Annotated in this window: 1 rRNA gene; it reads left to right on the top strand. The window is 44.9% G+C overall.

The features are described from left to right. Window positions 1-82: 82 nt before the first annotated feature. Window positions 83-205, top strand: a 23S ribosomal RNA gene (locus tag Q3W56_RS20950); the annotation flags it as partial.

Here is a 205-nt window from a genome sequence, read left to right as displayed (position 1 = left end):
AACGTGTTCTTTGAAAACTAGATAACAGTAGACATCACATTCAATTAGTAAGACAAGATATCACATAGTGATTCTTTTTAACGGTTAAGTTAGAAAGGGCGCACGGTGGATGCCTTGGCACTAGGAGCCGATGAAGGACGGGACGAACACCGATATGCTTCGGGGAGCTGTAAGCAAGCTTTGATCCGGAGATTTCCGAATGGGG

Source organism: Bacillus sp. C28GYM-DRY-1 (assembly GCF_030519405.1).
Classification (GTDB): domain Bacteria; phylum Bacillota; class Bacilli; order Bacillales; family Bacillaceae; genus Bacillus; species Bacillus spizizenii_A.
Note: the sequence above shows the minus strand (reverse complement) of the source record. Positions and strands in the feature narration are given on the sequence as shown.